Raw genomic sequence first — 22,008 nt, 5'->3', positions numbered from 1 at the left:
CGGAGAAGGGCGCCCATTGCTGAGCGCCCTTCCCTTGACTTGTCTCTCCCTTACTCCACCACCAACCGCTGGTTGAAGGTCTGTTCGCCCGCCGTCACGTTCACCACGTAAACGCCGCTGGCCACGTCGCTGCCGAGCTGGAGCGAGGTGCGCAGCTCATTGGCGCCTTCTGTGAGCACCACTCGGTCAAGCACCACCTTGCCGTAGAGGTCCAAAACCACGATGCGCACGTCGTGCACCTCGCTGGCGATACCGTCCAGTTCAATGTCCACGCTACCATCCAGTACGGGGTTCGGCCAGAGCTGCATGCCATTGGTGGTTTCCTCCATGGCATGAAGGCCGCCCCCGGCGAACGGACCGCTCGGAGTAGTGCAGAATGGTGTTGTGTTGTTGTTGGTAATACCAACCGTGCACATCGTGCCGACCGGGCAATAGCTGGTGCCGTTGTCGAAGCTTGCCCTCACTGTCACGTCGTATGTATGGGTGCCGCAGAGCAGGGGCGAGGTGCTCCATTTGTTCAACGGCAGTACGCTGGTGGTCGTCGCGATCTGCCGCACATAGCCGTTCGCCGCGTTCTCGAAGCGCCATTGGTACTTGTTCGCGCCGCTGACCACGTTGCAGTAGATCTTGCCCGCATTGCCGCTGGCACCGACCGTTTTACCCGTGACACCGCAACTGTGCTGCGTGCTGTTCACATTGTCCACCAATTGGGTCGTGGGGCATTGGGTCAGCACATCGATCATCATCACGCACGCCGGCCCGAACTCGGTGTTCACACCGTTCACACGGCTCCGGACCCTGATGTTCAGTTTCACGTTCGTCGGTACCGGACTGGTAACGATGCTGCTAAGCTGCAAGTATGCTGGGGCAGTGGGACCGAATGGAGCACCCGGTTGGCCGGGGTTCGCAAGGCTCTTGTAGATCAATCGGCTATATCCACCGTCCGGGTTGTAGATCCAGAACTGGTAACCATCGTCGGTGTTGCTGCCTATTCCGTATTGGCTGCTCACCGCCGGATTGGGTACTGCCGCCACCACGCTGCTCGGCAGCAGGTCCAAACGGTCGCAGCTGCTGGCTTGCATGGCATCGGTGCCGATGGGCACGCAGAACGAACCGTTGTTGGCAATGGTGCTCGTGCTGGCGAACATGCCGTCTCCCCAGTTGTCGATGATGCGGCTGCCGTTCTCATCCGTCAATCGATAACCGCCCGTGGTCATGCCATCGCCGAAGCTGTCGTACACGATCAAGCGGTAGCAGCCTGTAGGCAGGCAACAGGTCTCGGTGATGGTACTGTTGTCGGCATATCCACCTCCACTGCAAACGGCGGCTCCACCGCCCGAGGGCACGATCTCCCAGCTGGTCTGTGCGCCGTTCGCATCAGTACCCAGCTCGAGGTTCACCTCATTGTCCTGGCAGCCGAACGGAATGCCCACGCAGTTGCACGAGCCGTCCCAGAGATCGTTGATGGTGCCGGCGCTTCCGTCATCGCAAGGGCTGCCGGGCAATGCCGTTCCACCGGGCGTGCCCTCGCAGTCGATCAATTGTCCGGTGCAATTGCAGCTGGCATCGTAGAGGTCGTTGCCCGTGGTGACAAGTCCATCATCGCACGTTGTGCCGGGCAGGGCCGGTCCGCCCGGGTTGCCCAAGCAATCCTCGTAATCGCCCACGCACAGGCAGCCAGTGTCATATGCATCGTTCTGGGTCTCGATGTTGCCGTCATCGCAGGGCGAGCCCGGCAACGTGGTCCCGCCGAAAACGCCCAGGCAGTCCATGTTCAGGAAGTTCAGTTGGACATGTCGTAGGCTGCCATTGTCGAGATTGGCGGCGTCGCAAACGCGAAGAGTCCATGTGCCGTTCGGGTTTCCGGTGTAGCCGGCAAGTGTTTCTTCCGGCGCGAACGTGCCGAAGGCAGCGTTGTCAGTACCGGAGTTGAGAGTGGCCAACGCAGCTCCACCGTCCTGCAGCACCAACGGCGCCGAAGGGCAGGGCAGGCTAAGGTCGCCAAGGTTGTTGCCTCCGGCAGAGGTGGTCGGCTTTTGCAGGAAAAGGTTGCGGGCTTGGCCTGTGGGCGATACCAGCACGATCCGAAGGTCGCCGCGCCAAGTGTGTTCCACCTCCAAGGCAACGCTGCCCAGGACCACGTTGGATCCCAGGTCGTCATTCAAGCCACTGATGGGCAGGTGCACATCCAAGCTTGTATTGGTTCCGCATCCATTGTCGGGAATGTTCTGCGTACCACTGGCGAGGCAATCCCCATTATTGATGCAATTGGTGGTTGCCGTGAAGCTGCCGAGGTTCAGGCTGCAGAACGGATCCGTGTTGTTCACCACGTCAACGTTCACGTTGCTGCCACTGGTGAACGGACCGAGGTCGTAAACGCCGGGGGCATCGATGAACTGCAGACCAGGGCCCATGCTAGGCACAAGGTCCACATCGGTGGCACCGCCAAGGCTGGTCAGGTCCACCCTGATGTAGAAACCACCCACCGAGCAATCGAGAACCGCGCTGGCTGTGGCGGTGGGGGCCGCTGCGCCAACCGTCACGGCGACTTCGTTGCTGTAACTGTCCCCGTTTGGAACGGTCTCGTTCGCACAGCGCACGCGCAACACGTAGAAGTAAGAGCCCTGCGCCAGGGCACCCGTGGTGTAGCTCTGCGTGGTGGCCCCGGTCCCCCCGCTCACATCGGCGTACGGTCCGCCGCTCACGGAAGCCACCTGCCATTGGTAGCTGATGCCGGTGGTAAGGTTGATGGCATTGTTGGTCATGTTCACAGTGGCTCCGCTGCAAACGCTGGTGTTGGCAGGACTGCTCGTTCCTGCATTCGGCAGGCCTGTGCATGCCGCTACGCTGAATTCATCGGCTCCGATGGTGGGCGTGAGGGTATTGCGCGTGGCGCAGTCGATATCCGTGGTCACGCTCGTCGTGGTGCCGCCGCTCATCAGGTTGCTGATGTTGCTGGCGTCGGTGGTGACCAAGTGCAGGTCGGTGCTGCTGGTGAACACCGGCGCCACGTTCACGCTGCCAGCGTCCTGGCCGGTTGCCGTTTGCCAGTCGAGCAGGGTGGTGCGCGAGGTTCCGGTCATACCGCCGGTGATGCCCACATGATAACTGGAAGTGCCCACCGGGGTGTTGACGGCGTACAGGTCATTGTTGCTGCTGGTGAAACCGGTGAACGAGCTGGCCGCCATGGTCACAGCCACGAAGCGTCCGGTGGCGCCCGCATTGCCCAGCTGGGTATTGCTGAATATATTATTCCGGACCGTCAGCGTACCCAGGCTGGTGTTCGGCAGGGCCAGGCCCGCCGAAACCATGCTGAAGGCGCCGCCACCGGTGCTCATGGTCCCTTGCATGTGCACGGTATTGTGCAGGATGTTGGTCGTGCTTCCCGTTCCGCAACCCGCAACGATACCGGCACAATAATCCGGTGAAGTGGCAGGGCCTACCACGCCGACGACCATGTTGTTGCTGATGGTGGAGGTGCCGCTCGTGGCCGATCCCAATGCGATGCCCAGATATGTGTTGAAATTCGAGCCGATCACGTTCCCGACCTTGTTGTTGCTGATCGTCGCGTTCGTCACCTCGTTGCCAACGGTGGTGCTTGTGCTATAACTCGTGCCGAACCCAGCGCTGATGGCGGCGCGGTCACTGCTGCCGTTCACCTCGCTGATGCTGTTGCAGCTGATCATGATGTTGTCCTCGAAACCGGTGAGGATGCCGATGGTGCCCAGGTTGCTCGGGGCAACATTGTCCATCTTGTTCAGGCGGATCACCGTTCCGGAGTTCTTGTTCGCCGAGCTCGCTCCCTGGCTGTAGATGCCCACGCTGCACTGGCCGATGTCGTTGTTCTCGATCGTGTTGTTGTCGTTGTCCAGGCCCAGCGAGGTGGTGCTGATGGACGCACCGCCACTGCCAACGCCGCAGAACATGCCCGTGCCGCCGCCGCGGATGGTGCAGTTGCGGATCGTGTTATTGGTGGCGCCGGAGGAGAGCCAGATCACCGCCGAGGTGGTAGCCGTGCTGGTGTTGCCAAAGAACAAGTTCCGGCTGCTCTGCACCAAGGGGCAACAGCTGTTCGTTTGCGGGTTGTTGCTGCCGTCGATGGTCACGTGATCGGCTCCGTTCAGGACGATCAGCGCGCCAGCGACCCCATTGCTGAACGAGGGGCTGGCGCCCGAAGCAGGGCGAATGGTCAGGGTGTTGGTCGAACTGGCATCGGGGTTCGCATTGATGTTGATCGGGTGCGTTTCCGAGTTGTAGGTGGCATCGGTGAGCTCGAACACCACCGGGCCGCCAAGGCAGTTCGCATTGTACGCGGCCACAGCAGCGGTAAGCGTGGTGTAGTTGCCCCCGACGCCGACCGTGTAAGTGCCACTGAGCGTTACCCCGATAAGGTAGCTGTTGGGCGCGGTGGGTGGTGTGCTCGCTGCTGGTGGGTTGGCGCTGTAGCCGCTGGAACCACTGCTGGGCGAAACGCTCACGTTCGGCGTGCTCGCATTGTCCTGCGCAACGATGTAGTAGCTCACCACATCACCGGCCACCACGCCAGCACCGAAACTGAAGTCGTAGTTGTTGGCCCCGGCATGTGTTGCGGTCGCTGCGGTATACGCACCCGCGTTGATGCGCCAGTACAGCACCGGTAGACCGGCGCCCGTAGTGGGAACGCCGGAAGCGTCCGTTATCGAAGCCGTGAGCGTGCGCGCACCAAACGTGCACGTGTTGCCCAGAGCGGGATAGGTGATGGTCGGTGCCGTAAGGTCCACGGGTGCGCCATCGAACTCGTCCGCACCGATGTCGTTGGCAGTGGCTCCTCCGTTCACAGAGCCTGTGGGTCCTGGCCGGGCGTCATTGTCGACATCGACCGTGATCCCAGTGCCTGCGGCACCAGCCGATTCAAGTTCGGAGGGGGTGGCTGTCGGGATGTGCAGATCCGTAGTGCTCGTGAACGCCGGGTTCACGGCTTTGGACCCAGCGTCCTGGAGCGTTTGGCCTTGCCATTCCGTCAGTGTGGCCCTGTTCGTCCCGTTCCATCCGACATAGCTGTAAGCCTGGTTCTCGTAATAATTGTTGCCATTGATGGTCCCGAAGGTGAATCCACTGGGTACGGTCATGCAATAATTGCCGCTGGTGGATATCCCGGTCTGGGTGTTCGAGAAGATGTTGTTACGCACGTCGCTTCCGGTGATCGTGTTCACAGTGAACTGAAGGCACACGGAAAAATTGATCACCGTGGGATCGGTGTTCGGTTGGTTGAGGCTTATGGAGTTGTGGTAGACTTTGAGGCCAGTAGCACCGGCGCTCACACGGATGCCCACCGGAAGGTCTGGGGATGTAGCCGAGTACGTGGTTGTCCAGTTGTCGTTGTAGCAATCCCATATGAAGTTGTTGGAGACTTCGATGCCCGCATTCTCCGTGGACCCGGAAATCCATAGGCCGTAAGAGCCCTGGCCGCCAGTGTTCAGATTCTGGACGTCATGCAATCTGTTTCGACGCACTAACGCACCTGCGTTGCCGTTGGCAACCTCGATCGCTGCAATATCGGTCGTGCCTGGTGCGCTGGTCAGCCGGACGTCATTCAGCTCGATAATGGCTGAACCGGCACCAGCTGTTGTTTGCGTGTTCTGAACGTAAATGCCCCGGTTTGCCACGGCATCAGCAGCTGTGGCGTTGCCGATCACGTTGTTGCGGATTATGGCATTGTCGCACTTGTTGGCCGAGGTTCCGGCCACATAGACGCCCCAGTAGCAACGGCGCACTTCGTTGTTCTCGATCGTCAGGTTGTCATTGTTGTCGCTCTGGCCAGAGGTGGACGTGTTGCCGGCAACAGCAGTACCCGAATAGATCCCGTAGTTCGTAACAGTGGAAGTGGCCGACGCTCTTGAACCGATCACAACGCAGTTCTTGATGGTACAGAACGTAGCGCCGTTCGTGGTGCTTGTGGAAGCGAAACGGACCACAGCGACACCTGTAGTGGTGACAGCCGCTGCCTGGAATGTGAGATTGCGAGTGCCGCTTGTGCCGGGGTCATCACCATCGATCGTGACGTTGTCGGCTCCCTGTATCTCGATGACACCCCGCGAGGCTGTTGGTGCAACGGCAGAGTTGATCGTCCAATTGCCGCCCGTCGGAGCGATGAGGATGCTTATATAGTTCGAACTTCCGGTTCCGCTTGACAGGAGCGGCGTTGGAGGGGCTGGTTCGGTTGTGTTCCCCGTTATCGCACAGGTAATCGCCCCTTGGTGCGTTCCTGCATTGATCGCGGCAAAGGCGGCGTTCAACGTGGTGTACGCAGTGGGTCCCGGTCCAACACCGGTCGCGGTTACGGTTACTTGCGCATCGGTGCTGTGCGCACAACTCATGAAACACGCGACCGCAACGATCGCTTTGGACAACTGGAGTAAAGTCCTTCTCATTGGAATTGATTTCGGTTCAGGGTCAGGAAAGCCGAAGACCTCGGGGCAGAGGTGGTCAGGGGGCCGCCAATGTATCGGACCCGTTCAGCCCACAATGGGTTGTTGAAAAGTGCTCTGGGAAGCCTTGGGGGCTTTTCGACCAAGGCTAAAAAAGAAGCCCCCGCCGCAAGGCGAGGGCTTCCGGAAAGTCAGGCCAGCCTTACTGCACCGCCACACGGGAAGTGAACAGGCGCTCGCCGCTGGTCGCGTTCAGGATGTAGAGGCCGGTGGCCAGTTGGGGCAGCTCCAGCACGGTGGTCAGTTCGGTGGCACCGTCGGTGGCCAAGCTCTGGGCGTGCACGCGCTTGCCGAACATGTCGTACAGCTCGATGGTGGTCACCGCTTCGGCTTCGTTCAACCCGTGCAGCTTCACCGTCAGGCGACCATCGCGCATCGGGTTGGGCCACACGGCCATACCGCTTTCTTCCTGTTGCACCACGTGCAGGTTGGCACCGCCGCCCTGGAAGTTCTGCGTGCAGTTGCTGTTGTTGTTGGTGATGGTGACGTTGCACACTGCACCGTACGGGCAGTAGGTGGCGCCTCCATCGAAGCTGGCGCGCAGGCTCACTTGGTACACGTGCGTGCCGCAGAGCAGCGGGTTGGTGGCCCAGTTGCCGATGGTGACGACCTCGCCGGTGGTGGCAATGGTGCGCACGTAGCTGTTCGCCGTGTTCTCGAAACGCCACTGGAACTTGTTGGCGCCGGCCACTGCATTGGCGTATAGCTTGGAGGATGCACTCACCGTCTTGCTGGCGCCGCAGCTGTGCTTGGGGTCGTTCGGTGCGTTCACCAGCGTGGTGGTGGGGCAGGTACCCACCAGGTCGATCATGATGCGGCAGGCAGGACCGTACTCGCTGTTCACGCCGTTCACACGGGTGCGCACACGCACGTTCAGCATTTTGTTGGCCGGGGGCGGCATGGTCTGCAGGCTGCTCAGCACCAGGTTGCTGCACGCACCGGGACCCTGTGGCGTGCCGGGGGTGTGGTTCGCGTGGCTCTTGAAGATGACGCGGCTATATGAGCCGTTCGGATCGAAGAGCCAGAACTGGTAGCCGTCGTCGGTCTGGTCGCCCACGCCGTACTGCGCGCTCACTGCACCGCTCACGGTCGATTTGATCGTGCTGCTGGGCAGCAGGTCCATGCGACCGCAGTCGGCGGCGATCAGGTGGTCCACGCCCATCGGCAGGCAGAAGCCACCGTTGTTCGCAATGGCGCTCATGCTGGTGAAACCGCCGTTGCCCGCATTGTCGATGATCATCTCGCCGTTCGCATCGCGCAGCACGTAGCCGCCGGTGGTCATGCCGTCGCCGAAGCTGTCGTACACCAGCAGGCGATAGCAGCCATCGGCCAGGCAGCAATCCGAATCGATGCTGCTGTTGCTGGCGAAACCACTGCCCTGGCAGAGGGCCGCGCCTCCGCCGACGGGCACGATCTCCCAACTGGTCTGGTTGCCGTTGGCATCGGTGTTCAGCGTCAGCGTCACCATGTTGCCTATGCAACTGGGCGTGCCCACGCAAGCGCAGGAGCCGTCCCACAGGTCGTTGATGGTGTTCGGGTCGCCGTCGTCGCAAGGCGTGCCGGGGAGAGCCGTGCCGTTCGGTGTGCCTTCACAGTCGATGGGTTCACCGGCGCACACGCAATCGGCGCCGTACATGTCGTTGCCGGTGGTGGCCAGACCATCGTCGCACACGCTGCCCGGAAGTGCTGTGCCACCGGGTGTGCCTTCGCAGTCGAGCAGTTCCCCAACGCACAGGCAGTCCGCACCCCAAGTGTCGTTGCCGGTGGCTGCATTGCCGTCATCGCATGCTGTGCCGGGCATATCGGGGCCGCTGGGCACGTAGTTGCAGTCCACGGGCACACCAGCGCACGAGCAGTCGGGCTGCACGGTGTCCTCACCTGTGGTGTTGTCGCCGTCGTCGCATGCTGCACCGGGCTCGGGGTTACCGCAGCCGCAGTTGCCAGGGGCGGTCTTCGTGTCGTCGAAGGGGCAACCGTCCAAGCAGTCTGCTACGCCGTCTTCATCGGTATCGCCGGTTTCCACGTTGCCGCAGCCACAGTCGCCAGGAGCGATCTTATTGGGGTCGTTGGGGCAACCGTCGTTGCAGTTCGCGGTGCCGTCACTATCAGTGTCGGTGTCAGGCGTTCCACAGCCGCACTGGCCCGGAGCGAATTTGTCGGGGTCGTTCGGGCAACCGTCGAAGCAATCGAAGACGGTATCGCCATCCGTATCAACATCCGGTGAACCGCAACCACAGATCCCTGGGTTGATCTTGTTCGGGTCGTTGGGGCAGTTGTCATTGCAATCGGCGGTGCCATCACTGTCCGTATCCGTGTCAGGTGCCCCGCAGCCGCATTGGCCCGGTGCGATCTTGTTCGGGTCCGTGGGGCATGCATCAACGCAATCCAAAGTCCCGTCACCGTCCGTGTCGGCCGATTCAGGTACCCCGCAACCGCACTGACCGGGGGCTGTTTTGTTGGCATCGTTGGGGCATCCATCGTTGCAGTCCGGTGTGCCGTCATTGTCCAGGTCGGCATCGGAAACGCCGCAACCGCATTGGCCCGGTGCGATCTTGTTCGGGTCGGTCGGGCAGCCGTCCACGCAGTCTGCGGTGCCATCACCGTCCGTGTCGCCGGTTTCCGGGTTCCCGCATCCGCATTGACCAGGAGCGGTCTTCAGAGGGTCGTTCGGGCAGCCGTCATTGCAATCGGCCGTCCCGTCAGAATCCGTGTCCGTGTCCGCAACGCCGCAGCCACAGATACCTGGCGCGAATTTGTTCGGATCGCTCGGGCATCCGTCAAAGCAATCGAACACCGAGTCGCCATCACTGTCCACGTCGGCCGTACCACAGCCACAGATGCCTGGTGCGATCTTGTTGGGATCGGAAGGACAACCATCGTTATTGTTCGATACATAGCCCGGTGGCGCGCTGCATGCTTGTTGCGTGACACCGGGGTCACCTGAACCGTCCGAATCGGCATCGGCGTACCACGTCGTTGCGCTGGTCACCGTCACGGGAACCGTTGCGTTGTCAGAACCGCACGTGTTGCTCACGGTAATGGTGTAGTTGCCCGTGGCGGGTCCATCCACAGTGACGTTCGCGCTGGTGTTGTTCGGGCTGAAGGTGCCGGTGCCGCTCCAGCTGTATGCGACCGCTGGGTTGCCTGTTGCGGTAACGCTCAGTACCAGGTCGTCCGTGGAGCACACGGGACTGTTGCTGGTGGTTCCGGTGATCTGCGGTACCGAGCAGAAGTTCAGTTTGCCGAGCAGGAAGTTCCCGAGGTCGTCGGCAGCGTCATCGCATATGGTCAATGTCCAAGTTCCATTCGGGTCGCCTGCGAAGCCAGCGAGGGTTTGCTCGGGAGCATAAGGACCGGTTGCGTTGTTCACGATCGTAGCGGCCGCTGGGAGTGCAGTGGCGCCGTCCATCAAAACCAGCGTGGCATCGGGGCAATTGGACGGGTCCCCGAGGTTGTCACCGCTGCTGAAGCGGTCAAGCAGGAGGTTCCGGGTCTGACCTGTCGGAGAGGTGAGGGTAATGTCGAGGTCGTTGTTCCACGTGTGCGAAACGATGAGTTCCACACTGATCAGCCTTGCCTGGCCAGGTGCCGCACCCAGTACGGTTGGCAGGCCACTGATCGGGAACCCGACATTCAGGGAATTGCCCGACGCACAACCGTTGTCGGCAATGGCATTGGCACCGGTGGCGGACATGCATGAACCCGGATTGTAGGTGTACGTGACCACCACGCGACCTGCGCCTCCGTTGCCCGCGTTCACAGTGATGCAGCAGCCGCGTTCAGCCCCTCCTCCGCCACCCCCAGGAGCGGAACCGTTTGCACCGGTGCCGAAGGTGCCATTACCCCCGTTACCGCCATCGCCACCACCGGAAGGCGCGCTTGCACCTGTTCCTCCTGATGCATTGTTTCCATTGGCCGCCGTACCAGCGGATGAACCACCACCTCCGCCAGTGCCGCCGGGTGCGTTGGCACCGTCTCCTCCATCGAAAACCACATCACCGAACGATGCTGCCGCGGACCCGCCTGTTGCACCCGTGGAAGAGTTGTTCGCAACGCTGTTCCCACCTTTTGCCATAACGGTGGTCGTGCTACCGAACCAGGAATCACCGCCCGGTGAAGCGGAAGTGCTTCCGGCGCCAACCGTAACTGTATACGAATTGCCAGGGGTCACCGAAAGCACGCTCCGCGCATAAGCGCCACCGCCGCCGCCACCGCCCCTTCCATTGGAGCTCCGGGTGCCACCGCGGCCACCGCCGCCCCAGCATTCCAGTGTAACCTGCGTCACTCCGGTTGGTACGACGAAAGTGCCTGAAGCGGTGTACGGTACTGCGATCTGACCATATGTGCTCGACCAAAACAGTAAGAGCAACATGAATGGAACCAGTCGGCCGATCTTCTCCAAATTCCTCCAGAATAGCTTTGTGCGCTGAGTAGTGTTCTTCATGGGATTTCCGCTTGAGGGCCCCGAAACTCGAACAATGGCCATCCGGCTGTCAATAGTGGTTCATCGACGAGTGCTTGGATATCATCGACCAAATTGACTATCGGACGACGAATGCCTATCGATGCCCAACGAGGCGCTGGTTGCTGGATCCAGGCCTCGGACCGGCCATCGCGGACCACATGTTCAGATGCAGTGGTGTTGTCGGCCGGTGATGCAATGGTCAATGGCTCCTATCTGAAAGAGACCGGCCTTTGCTCACGAACGACGGCCTGTCCTCTCGCCGTGCTATGCAGGTCAGGGTCCATCACGGTCAAAATTCCCTTCGTGCTTCCAGTATGACGGTGTACAGCTCTGACCAGAACTCCCGATCACCATGCGGCTGACTTGATGCCCGGTCGTCGGTTTGACCGGCAAGCCGGACTCTTTCAACATTCTTGTGCTGCAGGGTCGGGATCCTCCGTCGGTTCAACCCCGACCTTCGTGCCCGACATGGACATCAACGACCTGCTCCAGAACCTGCGCGAGGCGCTGGAGATCACCCCCGACAACGACAAGCTGCGCGCGCACCTGGCACAGACGCTCCTCACGGCAGGTAAAGCCGACGAGGCCGCCATGGAATACAAGCGCGTGCTGCAGACTTCACCACGGGACAACAAGAGCAAGCTTGGGTTGGCGAAGGCCTTCGCGGCGTTGCAGCAATGGAGCGCCGCCATTGTGATCCTCGAAGACCTCCATAACCAAGGTCCGCCGGAGCATGAGGTGCACCTGCTGTACAGCCGCGTGCTGTTGCAGGAAGGCAGTTTCGACAAGGCCATGGACATCTATGAACAGCTGCTCCGTCGTTGGCCCGACCGCCCCGATGCCGACCTCGACGAAGAGTTCCGGGTGACGGGAAACCAGGGCGATGCGACGGAAGAAGAAGGAGACGACGACGGACCTCCCGGCGAACTCAACGCCCGTGACCTCATCGTGAAGAGCAACGTCACGTTCGCCGATGTGGGCGGCATGCAAGCGGTGAAGGACGAGATCGGACTGAAGATCATCCAACCGCTGCTGCACCCCGATCTGTACAAGGCCTACGGCAAGAAGATCGGTGGTGGCATACTGCTCTACGGCCCGCCGGGCTGCGGCAAAACGCACATGGCACGTGCCACGGCCGGCGAGATCAAAGCCACGTTCATCAGCATGGGCATCAGCGATGTGCTGGACATGTGGCTGGGCAAGAGCGAGCGCAACATGAAGCGCATCTTCGATGTGGCCCGCAAGAACCGGCCATGCGTACTCTTCATCGACGAGATCGATGCGCTGGGCGCCAACCGCGGCCACATGAAGCACAGCGGTGGCAGCCATGTCATCAACCAGTTCCTCACCGAAATGGACGGCATTGATGCTGACAACGAGGGCCTGCTCATCATCGGCGCCACCAACATGCCGTGGCACATCGACCCGGCCTTCCGCCGCCCGGGCCGTTTCGACCGCACCATCTTCGTTCCACCGCCCGATACCGAAGGCCGCGCCAGCATCCTGGAGATCCTGTTGAAGGGCAAACCTGTGAAGGATGTGGCCGTGCGTGATATCGCCAAGAAGACCGAGCACTTCAGCGGTGCCGATCTGAAAGCCGTCATCGATCTGGCCATTGAAGAGAAGTTGAAGAGCGCCATGAAGACCGGCGTGCCCGAGCCGCTCACCACGAAGGATCTGCTGAAGGCCGCTGGATCGCACAAGGCCACCACGCGCGAGTGGTTCACCACGGCGAAGAACTACGCGCTCTACGCCAACGAAAGCGGGCTCTACGACGAGATCCTGAAGTACACGAAGTAGATGGAGGACAACCGACTGATGCGCGCGGTCCTGCTCTACAACCAGCACCGCTACGCCGATGCCGAGCGCGAGCTGCGCGACCTGCTGGCCAGTGATCCACAGCAATCCGCGGCGTTGCAACTGCTTGGTGAGGTCTTCCTGCAGCAGGACCGCGTAAGCGACGCGCGCAGCGCCGCACAACAGGTGCTGGGCATGTACCCGCACAGCGCCGATGCGCACGGCCTGCTGGCCCGCATCGAGATCGTGGACGACAACCCCGCGAAGGCGGAGCAGCACGCGATGGAAGCCGTGCAGTTGGACCCCGGCGACAGTGGCAACCACGGCACGCTCGCGTTCATCCTACTCCGCCGCAATGAACACCAGCGTGCGTTGGAAGCCGCCGACCGCGGGCTGGCCATCGACCCGGAGGACCTTCGCTGCCTCAACATGCGCACCGAGGCCCTCGCACGCCTCGGGCGGAAAGAAGAAGCCGACCACACCATCGGCAAGACGCTTGAGCTCGACCCGGAGAACCCCTACACGCACAGCAACACCGGGTGGGCCGTTCTGCGCCGTGGCGATCACCGCAAGGCGATGGAGCACTTCCGCGAGGCACTGCGCCGCGATCCCATGAACGATCACGCCAAGGCGGGCATGGTGGAAGCGTTGAAGGCGCGCTACTGGATCTACCGCATGTGGTTGCGCTACGTGTTCTGGGTGAGCAACCTGAAGGGCAACGTGCAGATGTTCCTGATCATCGGGCTCTATGTCGCCAACCAATTGTTGCGCGGCCTGTCCGACCGGTTCCCGGCATTGGCCCCGCTCATCTACCCGCTGCTTATTGCCTATGCGGTTTTCGCCATCAGCACATGGGTGCTGGTGCCCATCAGTAACCTCTTCCTGCGGCTGAACAAGTACGGTCGTTATGCCTTGGACCGCGACGAAACGATCAGCAGCACATGGACGGGCGTTGCGTTGCTTACCAGCGTGTTGGGCCTTATCGCCTGGCTGGTCACGGGCATGTCCGGCTTCCTGGCGCTCGCAGGCTTCGGCTTCCTGATGATGATCCCGCTGGGCAGCATGCTGAACGCGCACAAACGAAAGCGCGGCATCCTGAAAGTGGCCGCCGTGTTCTTGGGGGTGCTCGGGGCAATGGCCGTGGCGCTGGCGTTCCGCACAGATATGGTGATCAGCCCGGCAAGCACCGTCTTCCTTGTCGGCCTACTGATCTACCAGTTCGGCAGCAACTTCCTGCGGAGCAGGGATTGAGCGTGCACTTCCAACCTTGGCTGGTCGCGGTAAAGAGCCAATGGCCCTTGGCTGTTGGCCAATGGCTCTTGCCGCTCCCCCTTTCCATCCCACCGCTCCTCATTCGGTCACGCGGCGCCCATTGCTGGCCGGGGTGCCCGGCTACATTTGGCGACCTTCAAGGAAACCTGTGATGTTGAGAGCCTTCCTCCGAGCCCTGCCCGTGTTCCTCGTGTTGCTCAGCACGGCCGTTCCAGCCCAGTACGCCACGGTGCGCGGCTTCGTGTACGACAAGTCCAATGGCGAACCGCTCCTGTTCACCAATGTGCTCCTGAAGGGTGAAAAGCACTTCGCCAGCACCGACGAGAACGGCTACTTCTCCATGAACAAGGTGGAGCCGGGCAGCTACACCATCAGTGTGCGTGTGGTGGGGTACGACAGCTTGGAGAAGAGCATCACCGTGAAGGCGGGACAGATCCTCACCGAGAAGCTCTACCTGAGCAAGGTGGCCAAGGAGTTGAAGGGAGCCACGGTGAAGGGGCGCAAGACCGAGGTGCAGAACAACGTGCGCATGGGCCTCACGCAGCTTACCCCCAAGCAGATCGAACGGCTGCCTGCCATCGGTGGCGAGGCGGACCTGGCCCAGTACATCCAAGTGGTACCCGGTGTCATTTTCACGGGTGACCAAGGCGGCCAGCTCTACGTGCGCGGTGGAAGTCCCATCCAGAACAAGGTGCTCATGGACGGCATGGTGCTGTACAACCCGTTCCACAGCATCGGCCTCTTCAGCGTGTTCGACAACGACATCATCCGCAATGCCGATATCATGACGGCCGGTTTCGGTGCCGAGCACGGTGGCCGCGTCAGCAGCGTTATGGACATCACCACCCGCGACGGCAACAAGACCCGCTTCGGCGGCCGCGTGAGCGCGGGAACCTTCGCCGCCAAAGCCATGGTGGAAGGTCCAATGAAGCGGCAGACCGATGGCAAGGGCGGCAGCAGCAGTTACCTGCTCAACTTCCGCCACAGCTACCTGGACCAGACGAGCAAGAGCCTTTACAGCTATGTTGACACGGCGGGCCTGCCCTTCAAGTTCACCGACATCTACGGGAAGCTCAGCTTCAATGGGGGCAACGGCAGCAAGTTCAACCTCTTCGGCTTCAACTTCAGCGATGGTGTAGAGTACCGCCAGGTGAGCGACCTGAAGTGGAACAACTACGGTGCGGGCTTCAACTTCGTGCTGGTGCCCAGTGGCAGCGCGGTGCTCATAGATGGTGTGTTCGCCTATAGCAACTACAAGATCCAGCTCGATGAAGCCGACCTGGACCCGCGCTCAAGTTCCATCAGCAACTTCAACGGCGGTCTCACCTTCAAGTACTTCAGCGGCGAGAACGAGATCAAATACGGGATCGAGGTGCTCGGCTTCAGGACGGACTACAGCTTCTTCAACAGCGTTGGCAACGAGTTCCAGCAGCAGGAAAGCACGAGTGAGCTGGCCGCCTTCGTCAACTACAAGATCAAGAAGGGCGCGCTCGTCATCGACCCCGGTGTGCACCTGCACTACTACGCCAGCCTCAGCGTGTTCAGCCCCGAGCCGCGCTTGGCTGCCAAGTGGAACGTCACCGACGATTTCCGTTTGAAAGGCGCCGCCGGCATGTACAGCCAGAACTTGGTGGCCGCCAACAGCGACCGTGACGTGGTGAACCTCTTCTACGGCTTCCTCAGCAGCCCCGACAACCTGCCTGAGACCGTGACCCTCGAAGACGGCACCGTACGCGACGTGAAGGACCCGCTGCAGCGCGCCAACCACTACGTCGCCGGGTTCGAGGTGGACCTCACGCCGGAGCTCGAGCTGAACATCGAGGGCTACCTGAAGGACTTCAAGCAGGTGACCAACATCAACCGCAACAAGCTATACAACGACAACGATCAGTTCGCCGACAAGCCCGATGAGCTGAAGAAGGACTTCATCGTGGAGACCGGAAAGGCGTACGGTGGTGACATGCTCCTGAAGTATGAGAAGAAGAACACCTTCGTGTGGGCCGTGTACTCGCTCACGTTCGTGGATCGTTTCGATGGTATGCGTGCCTACAACCCCATCTGGGACCGCCGCCACAACGTGAACCTGGTGCTCAGCCAGGCCTTCGGCAAGTTCGATGCGTGGAAGATCAACATCCGCTGGAACTACGGCAGTGGCTTCCCCTTCACGCCCACGCAGGGCTATGGCGAAGAGCTCACCTTCAACGGTGGCATCGGCACGGACATCACCACGGCCAACGGCGACCTGCACACGTTCCTGGGCGACCTGAACAGCCGTCGCCTGCCCGACTACCACCGCTTGGACATCGGCCTCACCAAGACGTGGCGCATCGACGAGCACCAGAAAGTTGAGCTGGACATCAGCGTCACCAACGCTTACGACCGGCAGAACATCTTTTACTACGATCGCACGCGCAACGAACGCAAAGACCAGTTGCCGCTGCTGCCCAGCGCGGGGATCAGCTACACGTTCTGAGCTCGCGGGCCGATGGCCGCCCGGGCCTTGGGTTGAAGGCCGCATCTTCGCCGCACCATGCGCCGTAAGATCCTCAACGACCCCATTTACGGCTTCATCGCCGTGCCCGATGCCACGGTGCTGCGGTTGATCGATCATCCATGGTTCCAGCGGCTGCGGTACATCAAGCAGTTGGGTTTGTCGCATCTGGTGTACCCCGGGGCGTTGCACACGCGCTTCCACCATGCCCTTGGCGCCATGCACCTCATGGGCCAGGCCATCGAAACGCTGCGGAGCAAGGGCCATGCGATCAGTGATGATGAAGCACAAGGAGCGGCCATCGCGATCCTGCTGCACGATGTCGGACACGGCCCGTTCAGCCACGCCTTGGAGAGCAGCTTGGTGGATGGCATAGGGCACGAGGAAGTGAGCGCCGTGGTGATGGACGCTCTGGACCAAGAACTTGACGGGGCGCTGGATACCGGTCTGGCCATTTTCCGCGACAAGCACCCGAAGCGTTTCCTGCACCAGTTGGTCAGCAGCCAGCTGGACGTGGATCGGATGGACTACCTGAACCGCGACAGCTTCTACACCGGGGTAAGCGAGGGCGTCATCGGCGGCGACCGCATCATCAAGATGCTGGAGGTAGTGGATGACAAATTGGTGGTGGAGGAGAAGGCCATCTACAGCATCGAGAAGTTCATCGTCGCGCGGCGGCTCATGTACTGGCAGGTGTACCTGCACAAGACCGTGGTGAGCGCGGAAGTGATGCTGGTGGAAGCACTGAAGCGTGCCAAGACCCTTGTCGCCGGTGGTGAGGCGCTGTTCGGTTCACCGGCTTTGCAGCGCTTCCTGCTAAAAGCCCACACCGGGGCCGATTTCCGCGACATGGCTGTTCTCCGTGACTTCCTGCGGTTGGACGATCACGACATCATGGGTGCGGTGAAAGTCTGGGCGGGCCATCCGGACAAAGCGCTCGGCAGGTTGTGCAGCGACATCGTTGAGCGCCGTACCTTCAAGATCGTGCTGCAAGCCGCCCCCGCCGACCCGCAAGTGGTGGCGGAGAAACGTTCGGCAGTAGCCCGAACGCTCGGCATACCAGAGGAACAAGCTGCGCATTTCGTCCTGACCGGTCGTGTCGTGAACAATGCTTACGACACCACGACAGACCGCATTGAACTCGTGTACAAAGACGGCCGGGTGCGTGATATCGCCGAGGCGAGCGACAACCTGGGCATCGCCGCGCTCAGCAAGCCGGTGGAAAAGTGGTACATGGCCTGGCCGCGATGGGCTACAGCGTCCTGAGCTGATCACACCTGGAAATACAGCTCGGTCTGTCCAGCATCACGGCGTGGACAGGTCTCGCAGAGGTCCTCGCCGAGGAGTTCGTAGGCACGTTGCACGGCCATCTGCGTGCTGGTGAACTTCACCTTCTGCTCCCGGTAAACTTCGCTCTGCTGCATGTTGAAGCCTGTGCGTAGCATGGCGTTGTAAAGGTCGTCGCGCACGCCGCACACTATGACGTGGACGCCGCCGCCCTCCATGCGCTCCACCCATTCGTTGAAGGCGTGCATGCACACCGCATCGGGGTTGCGCACGCGCTTCATGCGGATCACCAGCACGCGCGTGCGACCGAACATGCGGCCCTCGATGGTGGCCAGGTGGTGCTCCAGTTTTGGCAGGCTTCCGAAGAAGAACTCCCCTTCGAGCCCGAACATCAGCAGGCGCGGGCAGCGGTGCTCGTCGGGCATGCGCTCGGCGATGACGCGGTCGCGCACAGTGAACTCCGTGAGCAGCATGCGCCCCGCGCGCGGCACTGCCAACATGAACGACATGAACACGCCGATGAGCACGCAGAACTCCACGCTGATCGCCAGCGCCGCCACCGCAGTGGCCACCACGATGCCCGCATCAAAGCGGCTCGCCTTCATGTGGTAGCGCACTGACTTGAGGTCGATCATGCGCACTGCCGTGACGATGAGGATGCCGGCCAGGCACGCTTTCGGGATGTACTGTGCGTAGGGGGCGAAGAGCAGCACGATGACCGCCACCGCCGCAGCGCTGATCATGCCGCTCCATTGCGTGACAGCACCTGCTTGAACATTGATGGCACTGCGCGTGAGCGAGCCTGAGCCTGGAATGCACTGGAAAAAACCGCCGCCGATGTTGGCCAGTCCCTCGCTCAGGCATTGTTGGTTCTCATCGAGGCGTTGTTTCTTCTGCGCGGCGATGTTCTTCGCCATTGCGATCGCTTCCAACAGGCCCAGTGTGGCGATGGCCAATGCAGACGGGGCGAGCTCGCGCACCTGCACCATGTCGATGCCCGGCACTTGGAATGACGGTAGCTTGGCCGGGATGTCGCCCACGACGGCAATGCCTTCAACGTCCAGGAAGAGCGTGCCGACCGAAACGATCACCACGGTGAACAGCAGGTCGGGGAAGAGCTGCCAGCCGATGCTCTTTTTGGCCCAACGCAGCAGGACCACGAGGCCTATGGAGACCAGTCCTACCCACAGCGTAGGCACGTCCACCGGGCCCCCATCGGTCATTGTTCGCCAGAACCGTTGCAGGAAATGGTCGTGCACAACGCCCACGGGGCTTTTGCCCAGCAGGTTCTTCATCTGGTCCATGACCAGCAAGAGTGATGCACCCGCGGTGAATCCGACGATCACCGAATGCGAGATGTAGCGCGACAGGTCGCCCAAGCGGAGCAAGGCAATGCACAGTTGGATGCATCCGATCATGAGCGCCAACAGGATCACCGCTTGGATCTTGTCGTCGATCAGCGCAATGGGCGCCAATGCTGAAAGCACGGCGATGCTGATCACGTTCGTGGGCCCGTTGATCAACTGCCGGCTGCTGTCGAAGAAGGCCCCCACGGCTGTCATCACGATGGCCGTGTAGAGACCATACTCCGGCGGCACACCAGCGGCCAGCGCATAGGCCATGGCTTGCGGCACGGCCATGGTGGCCACGGACAACCCGGCAACCAGATCGCCGCGAAGGGCACGGGCGGTGTACTTCCGCAAGCTGTCCAGCGCAGGAACGAACCGCCACCAACCCGTGGGCAGGTTGGCGAGCGTTGGCCGGGCGCTTCTGGACATGGGGCAAGGATAACGAAGAGCCCCGGCCTTGCCGATTTCCCACCAAAGCAGAAACCCCGGCTCCATCGCAACGGATGGATGCCGGGGCTTCCGTTGAAGACGGAGTGCTCAGTGCATCACCACCAGCTTGGTGCGGCTCTCGCCGATGCACACGTGGTAGGTGCCGTTGCTCCACTGCGCGGTGGCGATCCGTACACCGCCGTTCACCCGACCGCGCCACACGCTGCGGCCCACGGCGTCCAGTACTTCCAGCACTTCGTTCGCACCACTGCGGACCACCAAGTTCACGAGGTCGGTCGTCGGGTTCGGGTATACGGACAGGCTCACGACTTCCGGCCCAGCAATGCCCACCGTGTTGTTGTTCGCGTTGAAGGTGGGGCCTTGGATGGTGAAGGGTCCGGTCCCGTTGGGCACGCGGGCCCAGCCCATGTCCGTGGTTTGCCCACCGAAGTCGGTCTGGTCCACCAACAACGTATCGGCGTTGGTCAGCACCACGCTTTCACCGCTCGCGCTGAGCTTGAAGTTGGCGTGCGCGTTCCCTTGAACGCCGTCTTCATCAGCCCAGATGATGAGGTAGTCATTGCCGCCGATCGTAGTGCCGGTCGGCACTTCCCATTTCGTAAGGTCGAAGGGCGTGTCGCTCAGGAACCAGCCGCTCAGGTCCACAGCGTTCACGTCGTTGTTGTACAGTTCGATCCAATCGTCATACTCGCCAAGGAAGTCCGTGGCGGTCGTTGCGTTGCTCGCCATCACTTCATTGATCACGATGCCGCTGGCCGGTGCTGGAGCCACCTGCACTTGGTATACGTACACGTCGTGCTCCGCACCCACCGGGCTGTACTTCACGCTGCGCGCCGCGTTGTTGGCGGCAGCTTCAATGTAGTAGCGCACCCACGTGCCCGCGTTGTTCCCGGGAACCTGCGCGCCGAATACACCATCACCGGCTGCTCCATCGTTGTGCGCACCGTCATCGAGCATGGGCACCTTGCTGAACAGGCCGGTAAGGCCGGGGCTCCAGTAGAGCGTTGCGCCGAAGATGCCATTGGTGCTTGTGATCAGCGCGGTCACGTCAACGACGCTGCCTGCTTGCGGCGAGCCGTTCAGCACGCCGTCCGCAATGTGGTCCACCACGCCGATGGTTGGCGCGATCTGCGCCACTTCGGTGTTCGCGTTCAAACTGTTCCGGCGTGTGGTGATACTGTTCAACAATGAAGTGACGCCACTGGTCCACTGTGCATAGGTCATCAGCTTCTTCGGGTCGTTCATCACGATGGTATCGATCATTGCTTCGTAGTCGTTCACCATTTGGTTCACCTGCACGGCGTCCAAACCGTCGCCGATCACGGTGCGTAGATGAGCCAGGTAGCGTTGGCGCAGGGCTGGCACGGCGAAGAGGCGGTTCATCAACGGGTAGTTGGCGTTGGTCTGGTTGTGGAACGCCGACCACGTGAGCGACATGTTCTCCAGCACGCTGTTGCCGTCGTACTCCTGCATGTTCATGCGGCCTTCCACGGCATCCCAGTAGAGGCTGTAGTCCATCTTGCCTTTGTAGATGTAGCTGTCGTCGTCGCCGAAAGCGATCTCACAAGCCAGGAACCACAGTGCGCGGTCCACATTGAAGACCTTGTTGAGCGAGTCTTCGAGGTTGGCCAGAGGGGTGTTGTTGAGTTCATCGCAGGTGCGCACCAACTTGTCCCAAGGGTTGGCGATCTCGCTGTTCTGGAGGGTGTAGTATGCCTGGTAATCGGCGGTGTCAGTACCGTGCCAGTTCAGTGCGGCCGTGCCATCGCCCCAGCCGGGCCCGCCGCCGCTGCTTCCGGGCGGTCGGTCGGCGCGCCAGCGGATGCCATCGTTGTTGAAGTACCACTCCTTGATGTACGTGCCGTCCAGTCCTTGGATGTTGGGGTACAGGCCCCAGTTGGCGCCGTTGATGTAGAGCTTCACATAGTTGGCCTTGGCCGACGGGATGTGCCGACGGATCATCCGTTCGTACAGCACTTCGCGCATGAAGCTGTTGTCCTGGAAACTGTTGTTCAGGTTCAACGATTCGTAGCCCTTTACATCCTGGCCATCGACCCACTGGTCCATCTTGATGTCGAACGACTTCTTCTGGCTGCCCGGCGGCAATTGGCTGTAGCTCGTCTGCCCCTTGAAGCGCACGCCCACGCTATCGTAGGTGACGCCATCGAACACCATGGTGGCCGGAATGGGTGTCTGGCTGTTGTAGTTGTTGGTGAGCAGCGTCCAGTAGTTCGTTTGGGGGAACGTGAGGTAGAGGGCCCGCACGCTGTCCGGCCGGTAGAAACCAGTGGGGTTGTCGCGGCCGTTGGTGTAGAGGATGCGGCCGTCGGTGCTGGTATACCAGTGGTCGGGCAGGTTCTGGGCGGTGGCCCCCAGCGCAAGGCACAAGGCCGCCGGGACAAGTCGCAAGTTCATCGGGAAGGGGTAAGG

Annotated in this window: 8 protein-coding genes; 4 read left to right on the top strand and 4 right to left on the bottom strand. The window is 61.2% G+C overall.

Features of this window, described 5'->3' with window-relative positions:
- Window positions 1-50 precede the first annotated feature (50 nt).
- Together IPJ76_03355 and IPJ76_03350 are read right to left on the bottom strand one after the other, a co-directional pair.
- Window positions 51-6,410 carry a proprotein convertase P-domain-containing protein gene (locus IPJ76_03355; protein QQR87273.1) on the bottom strand — a complete coding sequence of 2,120 codons (6,360 nt, stop codon included), beginning with the start codon at window positions 6,408-6,410 and terminating at the stop codon, window positions 51-53.
- A gap of 199 nt (window positions 6,411-6,609) precedes the next feature.
- Window positions 6,610-10,752, bottom strand: a complete 4,143-nt coding sequence (locus tag IPJ76_03350; protein ID QQR87272.1) for a T9SS type A sorting domain-containing protein — start codon at window positions 10,750-10,752, stop codon at window positions 6,610-6,612.
- A gap of 648 nt (window positions 10,753-11,400) precedes the next feature.
- On the opposite strand from IPJ76_03350, the gene IPJ76_03345 reads away from it, so the two are divergent.
- The 4 genes from IPJ76_03345 to IPJ76_03330 all read left to right on the top strand — a co-directional run bounded on the left by IPJ76_03345 (window position 11,401) and on the right by IPJ76_03330 (window position 17,758).
- Window positions 11,401-12,732 carry an AAA family ATPase gene (locus IPJ76_03345; GenBank protein QQR87271.1) on the top strand — a complete coding sequence of 444 codons (1,332 nt, stop codon included), beginning with the start codon at window positions 11,401-11,403 and terminating at the stop codon, window positions 12,730-12,732.
- Window positions 12,733-13,980 (top strand): tetratricopeptide repeat protein, encoded by a 1,248-nt coding sequence (locus IPJ76_03340; GenBank protein ID QQR87270.1) that lies wholly within the window; start codon window positions 12,733-12,735, stop codon window positions 13,978-13,980.
- 172 nt (window positions 13,981-14,152) lie between these two features.
- A complete protein-coding gene (locus IPJ76_03335) occupies window positions 14,153-16,474 on the top strand; it encodes a TonB-dependent receptor (protein QQR87269.1) in 2,322 nt (773 codons plus the stop codon).
- A 57-nt stretch (window positions 16,475-16,531) separates the two neighbouring features.
- Window positions 16,532-17,758 carry an HD domain-containing protein gene (locus tag IPJ76_03330; GenBank protein ID QQR87268.1) on the top strand — a complete coding sequence of 409 codons (1,227 nt, stop codon included), beginning with the start codon at window positions 16,532-16,534 and terminating at the stop codon, window positions 17,756-17,758.
- A 5-nt stretch (window positions 17,759-17,763) separates the two neighbouring features.
- Here the strand turns inward: IPJ76_03330 and IPJ76_03325 are convergent, their stop codons facing one another.
- Both IPJ76_03325 and IPJ76_03320 read right to left on the bottom strand, forming a co-directional pair.
- Window positions 17,764-19,557: a SulP family inorganic anion transporter gene (locus IPJ76_03325; protein QQR87267.1), complete on the bottom strand. Its 1,794-nt coding sequence runs from the start codon at window positions 19,555-19,557 to the stop codon at window positions 17,764-17,766.
- A 108-nt stretch (window positions 19,558-19,665) separates the two neighbouring features.
- Window positions 19,666-21,993, bottom strand: a complete 2,328-nt coding sequence (locus IPJ76_03320) for a CotH kinase family protein (GenBank protein QQR87266.1) — start codon at window positions 21,991-21,993, stop codon at window positions 19,666-19,668.
- Window positions 21,994-22,008: the final 15 nt, after the last annotated feature.

The organism is Flavobacteriales bacterium (assembly GCA_016699575.1).
Taxonomy (GTDB): domain Bacteria; phylum Bacteroidota; class Bacteroidia; order Flavobacteriales_F; family PHOS-HE28; genus PHOS-HE28.
Note: the sequence above shows the minus strand (reverse complement) of the source record. Positions and strands in the feature narration are given on the sequence as shown.

Excerpts from the sequence above, each read along its gene's own strand:
- IPJ76_03355 (QQR87273.1), bottom strand. The coding sequence starts at position 6,410 with ATGAGAAGGACTTTACTCCAGTTGTCCAAAGCGATCGTTGCGGTCGCG.
- IPJ76_03345 (QQR87271.1), top strand. The coding sequence starts at position 11,401 with ATGGACATCAACGACCTGCTCCAGAACCTGCGCGAGGCGCTGGAGATC.
- IPJ76_03340 (QQR87270.1), top strand. The coding sequence starts at position 12,733 with ATGGAGGACAACCGACTGATGCGCGCGGTCCTGCTCTACAACCAGCAC.
- IPJ76_03335 (QQR87269.1), top strand. The coding sequence starts at position 14,153 with ATGTTGAGAGCCTTCCTCCGAGCCCTGCCCGTGTTCCTCGTGTTGCTC.
- IPJ76_03330 (QQR87268.1), top strand. The coding sequence starts at position 16,532 with ATGCGCCGTAAGATCCTCAACGACCCCATTTACGGCTTCATCGCCGTG.
- IPJ76_03325 (QQR87267.1), bottom strand. The coding sequence starts at position 19,557 with ATGTCCAGAAGCGCCCGGCCAACGCTCGCCAACCTGCCCACGGGTTGG.
- IPJ76_03320 (QQR87266.1), bottom strand. The coding sequence starts at position 21,993 with ATGAACTTGCGACTTGTCCCGGCGGCCTTGTGCCTTGCGCTGGGGGCC.